This window comes from Mesobacillus subterraneus, from assembly GCF_000934845.1.
GTDB classification, from domain to species: Bacteria; Bacillota; Bacilli; order Bacillales; family Cytobacillaceae; genus Mesobacillus; species Mesobacillus stamsii.
The window spans coordinates 56,213-65,438 of record NZ_JXIQ01000078.1 but is presented as its reverse complement, the minus strand read 5'-3'; the positions used below and the strand labels follow the sequence as shown (position 1 = coordinate 65,438).

At 44.0% G+C, this 9,226-nt stretch carries 9 protein-coding genes; all 9 read right to left on the bottom strand.

Features of this window, described 5'->3' with window-relative positions; translation table 11 throughout:
- Positions 1-49 precede the first annotated feature (49 nt).
- Complete coding sequence (locus UB32_RS19015) at positions 50-364, bottom strand: hypothetical protein (RefSeq protein ID WP_052807004.1); 315 nt, start codon at positions 362-364, stop codon at positions 50-52.
- Entirely contained in the window at positions 342-581 is a 240-nt protein-coding gene (locus tag UB32_RS19010; RefSeq protein ID WP_157841623.1) for a transposase, read from the bottom strand. The genes UB32_RS19015 and UB32_RS19010 overlap by 23 nt, the downstream gene beginning before the upstream one ends.
- Positions 582-827: 246 nt before the next feature.
- On the bottom strand, positions 828-1,823 hold the full coding sequence (locus UB32_RS10170; RefSeq protein WP_277813882.1) for an electron transfer flavoprotein subunit alpha/FixB family protein: 996 nt from the start codon (positions 1,821-1,823) through the stop codon (positions 828-830).
- Between the two features lie 15 nt (positions 1,824-1,838).
- A complete protein-coding gene (locus tag UB32_RS10165; protein WP_044393475.1) occupies positions 1,839-2,612 on the bottom strand; it encodes an electron transfer flavoprotein subunit beta/FixA family protein in 774 nt (257 codons plus the stop codon).
- A 119-nt stretch (positions 2,613-2,731) separates the two neighbouring features.
- Complete coding sequence (locus UB32_RS10160) at positions 2,732-3,505, bottom strand: enoyl-CoA hydratase (RefSeq protein WP_044393474.1); 774 nt, start codon at positions 3,503-3,505, stop codon at positions 2,732-2,734.
- A gap of 76 nt (positions 3,506-3,581) precedes the next feature.
- Complete coding sequence (locus tag UB32_RS10155) at positions 3,582-4,196, bottom strand: TetR/AcrR family transcriptional regulator (protein WP_044393473.1); 615 nt, start codon at positions 4,194-4,196, stop codon at positions 3,582-3,584.
- A 214-nt stretch (positions 4,197-4,410) separates the two neighbouring features.
- Positions 4,411-6,108 carry a long-chain-fatty-acid--CoA ligase gene (locus tag UB32_RS10150; protein WP_044393471.1) on the bottom strand — a complete coding sequence of 566 codons (1,698 nt, stop codon included), beginning with the start codon at positions 6,106-6,108 and terminating at the stop codon, positions 4,411-4,413.
- Positions 6,109-6,358: 250 nt separating this feature from the next.
- Positions 6,359-6,763: a DUF350 domain-containing protein gene (locus UB32_RS10145; RefSeq protein ID WP_044393470.1), complete on the bottom strand. Its 405-nt coding sequence runs from the start codon at positions 6,761-6,763 to the stop codon at positions 6,359-6,361.
- Positions 6,764-6,848: 85 nt separating this feature from the next.
- Entirely contained in the window at positions 6,849-9,203 is a 2,355-nt protein-coding gene (locus UB32_RS10140) for an endonuclease MutS2 (RefSeq protein ID WP_044393469.1), read from the bottom strand.
- Positions 9,204-9,226 lie beyond the last annotated feature (23 nt).

Here is a 9,226-nt window from a genome sequence, read left to right as displayed (position 1 = left end):
CGGGCACATGTTTCCCTTTTATGTGACCGTGAACCGCTGTTTCCTCTTTTCACGGGCACATGTTTCCCTTTTTTGTGCCCGTGAACCGCTTCATTTTTAGTTCTTTATCATGCCTTTTTTGTTGAACGTATTCGGGGCCTAGTTCCTGATACGCTTCTCCTGTTTTTAAGATGTTGTAAGCAATGGTCAAAATTAAATGAGCGGAAGCGACTCGTGCTTTCATTTTTCCCTGTCGCTTCATAATTCTTTTACGGTGTGCGGTGATGCGGTTATTTAGTTTTGTGGTTTCAAATGCACATTCTACTGCGATTGTCCGTAATGCTTTGTTTCCTGCCGTTATTTTACTTGTTTTTTTTACCGGCACTCTCGTAATTTCCTGAACTAACTCCAGCCCATGATGCAAGATATTTAGCCGACTTAAATACTGACATATCAACACCCATATCAGCGATAATCGTCGCTGATGCAGCTTTGTTGACACCAGGTATCGTTTCTAACAATTCACTTTCCTTGTGATAAGGAGTGAGTAATTTGTCAATTTGTTCTTCGACTTTATTAATGAATTTTTCTAGGTACGTCATATGATCCCAATGAAAGCATAACATTTCCCGATGATAGCGAAAAATACGCCCATTTAGTCCTTCAGCAATGTCTGTAATGCTCGCTTTCGTTGTCTATCTACCATTTTTTGCAAATCCAGAATCTCCATTTTTTCTCCATTGAGGATCTCATTGTAGATGGTGGCGGTGCGAAGCCCGCCATATTTGTTTCTTACCTTTTAAAAAAAAAACGAACGCTGTTCTCGTCCGTTTTCTTCATTGGAAATTTTATGCGTTTACTTTGAGCTTCTTGAACTCTTCTGTGAGCATGGGAACGACTTCGAATAAGTCGCCAACGATTCCATAGTCTGCCACTTTAAAGATATTCGCTTCTGGATCTTTGTTGATGGCTACGATAACTTTTGAGTTTGACATACCTGCCAGGTGCTGGATTGCTCCGGAGATACCAACTGCGATATACAAATCAGGGGTGACAACCTTCCCTGTCTGGCCAATCTGCAGGGAATAATCACAATAGTCAGCATCGCAAGCACCGCGGGATGCACCAACCGCGCCGCCAAGGACGTCTGCTAGTTCCTTAAGAGGTTCAAAACCGTCTTCGCTTTTTACACCGCGCCCTCCGGCTACCACGACCTTTGCTTCTGACAGGTCTACGCCTTCCGTCGCTTTGCGGACAACCTCCTTAATGATCGTTCTTATATCTTTTATTTCTGCTGTAACAGTTGTTACTTCACCAGATCTGTCAGCATCCTTCTCCAATGGAGCAATATTGTTTGGACGAATGGTCGCAAACACTAGACCATCCGTGACAATCTTCTTTTCAAAAGCCTTACCGGAATAGATGGGGCGAGTGAACACAAGATTTCCGCCTGCTTCCTCCACCGCTACCGCATCTGAAATGAGTCCTGAGCCCAATTTGCTTGCGATTTTCGGTGCAAAATCTTTTCCAAGTGAGGTATGTCCGAAAATAATTCCCTCAGGCTTTTCCTGCTCCATAACAGCCATCAATGCCTGGGAAAACCCGTCAGGTGTATACTGAGCCAGCTTAGCATCTTCTACTACGATCACTTTGTCGGCTCCATATTGAAATAGGGCATTTCCCAATGACTTTACAGATTCGCCGAGCAGTACTCCAACTACTTCTCCGCCTTCTGCAACTGTTTTAGCAGCTGCAATTGCCTCGAAAGAAACATTTCTTAGTTGTCCTTCACGAGCTTCACCCAATACTACTACTTTTCTCGCCATATGATTTCCCTCCTGCATATTGATTTTTCTATCTTAAATGACTTTTGCTTCAGTATGGAGCAGGCTGACTAGTTCCTTAACCTGATCGGCTAGCTCTCCTTGAAGGACTTTCCCTGCCTCTTTTTGCGGAGGGAGATAAAGTTCAATCGTTTTGGTCTTAGCTTCTACATCATCCACATCCAGATCAAGGTCATCAAGTTCAAGCTCATCCAATGGTTTTTTCTTTGCTTTCATAATTCCTGGAAGAGATGGATAGCGCGGTTCGTTCAGGCCCTGCTGTGCAGTTACAAGAACAGGTAGGCTTGTTTCCATTACCTCTGAATCACCTTCGACATCTCTAGTAATCGTTGCAGTCGTTCCGTTGATTTCTAGTTTCGTAATCGTTGTTACATAAGGGATTCCAAGCTGTTCGGCAACACGAGGCGCTACCTGGCCTGATCCGCCATCGATAGCCACATTTCCGCCAAGGATTAAGTCTGCATTTTTATCCTTAAGGTATTCAGCAAGGATTTTCGCAGTAGTGAACTGGTCTCCGTCTTCTACATCATCCTCGATATTGATCAATACGGCTTTATCTGCTCCCATCGCCAATGCGGTACGTAGCTGCTTCTCGGTTTCCTCATTCCCGACTGAAAGGACTGTTACTTCTCCACCGTGAGCATCTCTGACTTGGATTGCTTCCTCGATTGCATACTCATCATAAGGATTGATGATAAATTCAGCGCCATCTTCATTGATTTTCCCGTTTGATAGCGTGATCTTCTCTTCTGTATCAAACGTCCTCTTCATTAGTACGTAAATATTCAATTTGTTCCCCTCCTAAGTATTCAAACATTTAAGTTGTTCTAAAGATTGAAAATATTTTATGCCAAAAGGATTTTCTTACAGAATAACGTCGGACAGACTCCTAGGCGCTTGCGCTTTTCTTATCTTCCTGTAAATTCCGGTGACCTTTTTTCAAGGAAAGCCTTAATTCCCTCTTGCCCATCCGCTGACAGGAAGACTTCGCCGAAGAGCTTGGCTTCTTCCTTAACTCCTTTGTAGAAGGATTCGTGTTTGGAATAGTTCAAGAGTTTAATAGCTGCACCGAGAGAAACTGGACTTTTTGCCGCGATTTTCCCAGCAAGCTTGTATGCGTTTTCAAGCAATTGCTCTTCAGGGTAAGCATGATTAGCCAATCCAAATTGGACTGCTTCCACACCAGTGATTGGGTCGCTCGTAAACAGCATTTCTGCCGCTCTGGCAACGCCTACATAACGCGGAAGACGCTGGCTGCCTGCAAATCCTGGAATCAGTCCGAGCTGCAGTTCTGGCAATCCCAATTTCGCATTTTCCGCTACTAGACGGAAATGGCACGCCATCGCAAGTTCAAGTCCGCCGCCCAATGCCGCGCCATGAATAGCAGCGATAATTGGCTTCGGAAAATGTTCCATCCGTTCAAACAAATCTTGACCGTACTCCGCAAGCTGGGCAAAATCTTCTCCTGTTTTAATTGTAGTGAATTCCTTGATATCTGCTCCTGCTGAAAAGAACCTTCCTTCACCATGAATTAGGACTACCCTGATTTCCTCATTTCCCTCGATTTCATCAAGGACGACCGATAATTCCTTCAGCAGCCCAGATGCAAGCGCATTAGCTGGTGGACGGTCGATCGTGATCGTAGCTACCCTGTCCTTCGTAGACCATTTAAGATATTCCATACTTTCCCCTCCTTTTTTTCAACTAAGGACTATTCCCAATCGGCGATTCCTTCTTTCATGTTTCCACAATGACATTTTACAAAGGACTTGATGAAATTTGTTTGTCATCGTAGTACCCGCAGCCGTTGATCAGCAGTTGGTGAACTTTTTTAGCCAGGTCAGTAAGCTGGTACTTCTGTTCGTTCATAACCCATGAAGTCGCGGTTTCATCCACCGTACCAAAAATCATCTGCCTTGCGAGACGCACATCTAAAGAGCTAGAAAACTCCCCATTTTCTATGCCTTCCTTAATGATTTTGTCGATCAGCATTAAGTAGCCCTTTAGCACCTCATTGATTTTAAGGCGGAGATCCTTGTTTGACTGCCTTAGCTCCAGCTGGGTCACAATCGCAAGATGCCGATCATCTGAAAGAATTTTAAAATGCGTTTCGACCAACATATATAACTTCTCTATTGCTGTTTGCTTTCCTGCAATTTTTTCTTCAATACTTCCCACAAAATAACCCATTTTCTCCTCGAACAAAGAAATCAGTATGTCTTCTTTATTTTTAAAATACAAATAAATGGTTCCATCAGCTACTCCAGCCTGCTTTGCGATTTTAGACACTTGCGCCTGGTGATAGCCATTTTCTGCAATAACGACTACTGCTGCATCAATTATTTGCATATACTTCGGCCTATTTTTTTTCATTTCGTCCACTCCTGTTTAAAGGAAAAGCACAAGCAATAAATGCTACAGCGTCTCACTCCGATTTGCTAATTTTACTCTGGATTGCTGCTTGCTGAATGAATAATCATTCATAATTTAATAATAGTGTTTCCTATTTTGGCTGTCAAGAAAATGTGTTTCATTGGACAAGCTTTCTTTGCCAAAAAGAAAGAGCCGTGCAAGCAGGGCTTTAAAGTTACGCTCGCTTTTGGTGGTCCTCTATTTTTGCTTTTTCTTCATCTACAAGTGCTCTTCTGAGAATCTTGCCGACTGCTGTTTTCGGCAGTTCTTTTCTAAATTCATAAAGTCTTGGCACCTTATAAGCTGCCAGGTGTTTGCGAGAGTATTCGTTCAGTTCCTCCTCGCTCGCCTCTTTGCCTTCCTTTAGCACAACATAGACTTTCACCGTTTCTCCTCTATATGGATCTGGTATTCCTGCCGCAACAACCTCTTGTACCGCAGGATGTTCATAAAGGACTTCCTCGATTTCACGTGGATAGATATTGAAGCCCCCGGCAATAATCATATCCTTCTTCCGGTCGACAATATAAAAATAACCTTCTTCATCCATATAGCCAAGATCACCAGTCAGCAGCCATCCATCCTTTAGCACCTGCTCCGTTTCTTCTTGTCTATTCCAGTAGCCCTTCATTACTTGCGGACCTTTTACAGCCAGTTCACCAATTTCACCAGGCGGCAGCGGCTCGCCAGTCTCTAATGAGAAAATTGCAGCATCTGTATCCGGCCATGGCACGCCGATGCTTCCTTTCACACGCTTTTTATCCCATAAGAAGTTAGCATGGGTAACCGGTGACGATTCAGTCAATCCGTATCCTTCGACAAGCTTCCCGCCCGTTACCTCCTCGAATCTCTCCTGGACCTCCACCGGAAGGGGGGCAGAGCCACTGATGCAGGAATCAATCGAAGACAGATCATACTTCTTAATATCCGGATGATTCAGCAATCCAATGTAAATGGTTGGAGCACCTGGAAAAAGTGTCGGTTTTTGTTTTTCAATTGTCTTTAACGTCGTTTCTGCATCGAATTTCGGTAAAAGTACCATTTTTTGTCCTTGCATGACAGACAGAATCAAAACAGCTGTCATCCCATACACATGGAAAAACGGAAGAATCGCCAGGACAGTTTCTTCGCCTTCTTTGCATTTATACAGCCAGGCATTGCTCATAGCCGCATTTGCTATCAGGTTTTTATGAGTGAGCATGACCCCTTTCGGAAATCCGGTTGTACCGCCTGTATACTGCAATACTGCCATATCTTCTTCAAAATCAAGCTCGTATTGCTTCCATTTGCCCGCTGGTTTTTTCATAATCTCGGTAAAAAGATGATTCTGGCCTTCGTGCTTCACATTCACGATCAGACCATACTGTTTTTTCTGGATGTAAGGATAAACAAGGTTCTTGGGGAATGGAAGGTAATCTTTGATAGCGGTTACAATTATATTCTCTAAATTAGTTTTGGCGATGATCTTGGATACCCGCGGGAATAAAATATCCAGAGTAATAATTGCTTTGGCTCCGGAATCCTTCATCTGGTACTCCAGTTCACGTTCCATATATTGCGGATTTGTTTGGACGACGATTCCGCCGGCCATTAGGATTGCATAGTAACTGATGATCGACTGGGGAGTATTTGGAAGCATGATCGCCACCCTGTCTCCTTTTTCGATTCCCAGCTCTTGCAGATAGGCAGCCAGTTTTTTCGCATAATTGTAGACTTGCTTATACGTCAGTTCTTTGCCCATGAAATGGATGGCCACTTTCTCAGGATATTTCTCAGAAGTCCTCTTTAAATAATCCTGGACGGTTGCTTCCTGAATTTCCAAATGAGCAGGAATTTCCGGAGGGTATTGCGACAGCCACGGTTTTGCTTCCATCTTGACGCCTCCTTAGTTAAAATTTTTAGAAAATTCTTTTCTTTCATTATAATACAATGATCTTTTTATGACAATTAGATTAGCTAATAGGGACAAATTCTCATAATTAATCGAAAAAACCGCCATTGAAGGCGGTTTTGCAATTGTTTTATACAATAAACATCAAATAAATTATCCCGACCAGCAGAAATAATCCGCATAGGATCAGCAAAATTTTTGCCAGCTTTTGCATCTGTTCCGATCCTCCTGTTTAAATTCCTGCTCCGATGATATACGACAGGCCGACAGAGATGACCATGGAAATCAGACCAACTGCACGATTGTCCTTTTCAATTTCAATGTCGATGTTGAACTTCGGGGTCAAGAATTCAAAAATAAAGTAACCAATCAAAAGCAGCACAAAGCCGAAAACTCCCCAACTAACCATCGTGAGAAGGGAATCATGCTGGTTGATGGAATGACGGAAGATATTCGATACCCCGAAAATTTTCCCGCCGGTTGCCATTGCAACTGAAAGATTCCCTTTTTGGATCTCATCCCAGTTCCGATATTTAGTGACCAATTCAAAGACAGCTAGAAACACAACCATGCAGAGAATTGCCACACTGTAATAGCCTGCTGTTACTATATATTCATTTTCCCAGAAATGCTCCATGTCCAATCTCCCTGAATATATTTTCCTAATATCGCTATTATAATGGTTTTTGGCGAAGATTCCTATTTTTTCAGCTATCGATCCGCTATTGAAATTCTGCCACAGTTACACCTGTTCCACCTTCTCCAGCTTCCCCAAAACGGATTTTTTTGACAGACCGGTGGCCGCGCAGATATTCCTGAACCCCCTGCCTTAATGCTCCTGTTCCTTTTCCATGGATGATGCTGACGCGAGGATAACCGGCTAATAGCGCATCGTCGATGTATTTTTCGACCCTTATAAGCGCATCTTCATAGCGCTCCCCTCTAAGGTCCAGCTCTAGTCCTACGTGGAATTCCTTTCCTTTAACGGTAGCAATCGGCCTTGTTTCTACCGGCTTCGGAGTATGGACGTATTCCAAATCGGTTTCCTTCACTTTCATTTTGAGAATGCCCATCTGGACTTGCCACTCTTTATCATTTACACGGTCCACTAAATGGCCTTTTTGGCCAAATGTCAGCACATGGACCTCGTCTCCTGGTTTAAATTCATGCTTGGCAGGTTTCGCCTTGCTACCCTTCCGCACCTTATTGAGCTCAGGTGTGGCCTCGCTTAGGCGTCTTTTTGCATCAATCAATTCATGTTCTTTTATTTCCGCGCCTTTTTCCAGCCTTAGCTTTCGCAGTTCACGGATGACTTCTTCTGCTTCTTCCTTCGCTTTTTCCACAATGGAAGCTGCTTTCACCTTTGCCTTCTCAGCAAGTTCCTCTTTTTTCTGATGATACTCCGACATTTGCCTCTGCATATCCTTATGGAGGCTGTCGGCATCCTTAAGCAGCTGGCGGGCTGCTTCTCTGTCTGTTTCCGCCTGTTTGCGGCTCGACTCAAGAGAAGCAATCATATTTTCGACCTCATTGCTGTCAGCACTGATATACGATCTTGCTGTATCAATGACAGAGTCCTTCAATCCGAGTCTCTTGGAGATTTCAAATGCATTGCTTCGTCCCGGAACACCAATCAAAAGCTTATATGTCGGACTCAATGTTTCGACATCAAATTCGACGCTCGCATTGGTGACTCCTTCACGATTGTATCCGTATGCTTTTAACTCTGGGTAATGCGTTGTCGCAATTACCCTTGCCCCGCGTTTGTATACTTCATCCAGAATAGCGATTGCCAGCGCTGCCCCTTCCTGTGGATCCGTACCTGCGCCAAGTTCGTCGAAAAGAACAAGGCTGTGATCGTCCGCTTTCTCGAGGATTTCCACGATATGGACCATATGCGACGAAAAAGTACTCAAGCTTTGCTCGATGGACTGTTCATCGCCAATGTCCGCATATACCGATCCAAAAACAGCAACCTCCGACCCGTCTAGCGCTGGGATCTGCAATCCAGCCTGGGCCATTAACGTACAAAGCCCTACTGTTTTCAGCGTAACCGTTTTCCCTCCTGTATTCGGACCTGTAATGACAATGGTTGTATAATCACTCCCCAAACTGACACTATTTGGGACAACCTCCTCTATGGAAATCAACGGATGCCTTGCCTGAAAAAGGTTGATGCGGCCTTCGTCATTGACGATTGGCTTCGAACCCTTGATTTTGCTACCGTATCGAGCCTTGGCAAACATAAAATCCAGTTCACCCATGATGCTTACCATCACCAGTAGTTCATCATGGTGCTCGGCTGTCAGTGCAGAAAGCTCTGACAGGATTCGTTCTATTTCCTGCTGCTCTTTTACTTTTATCGTTTGAAGCTCATTATTCAACTGTACAATCGACTGTGGCTCAATGAACAGTGTCTGGCCGGAAGAACTTTGGTCATGGATGATGCCGCCGTAATGGGAGCGGTATTCCTGTTTGACGGGAATGACAAATCGTTCATTCCTGATAGTGATGATCGCATCCGATAGCATTTTTGAAGCATTGGATGAGCGAATCATGCTTTCTAATTTTTCACGTACTCTTGCTTCCCTTGCGCGTATTTGCTGTCTCAGCGACCTCAGCGCTTCACTTGCACCATCAAGTACTTCTCCGCCTTCATCGATTGCGTTCCTGATCGATTCCTCCAGATTTGCAAGGACGACGATGCCTTCAGTGTAGCTCAGCAAAATCGGCACTTCGATCAATTCCTGAAGATCTTCGATGAAACGCTTTATCTGTCTACTAGCATGCACCGTACTTGCGACCTGCACCAGTTCGTGCGAGCTAAGCATGCCGCCGATCTGAGCTCTTTTTACATGAGGCCGGATATCGTGTATGCCGCCTAATGGGATATTTCCTTTTCGTCTTAGAACCTTTGCTGCTTCATCCGTTTCTTCCTGCAAACGAAAAACCTCGGAAAAATCGACCGATGGCAATAAAGCGACTGCCTTTTCACGCCCTAATGAGGATGAAGTATGTTCCATCAGCTGGTTCCTGATTTTATCAAATTCTAATGTTTTCAAAACTCGTTGCTGCACAAAATTTCCTCCTTCTTCTTAAT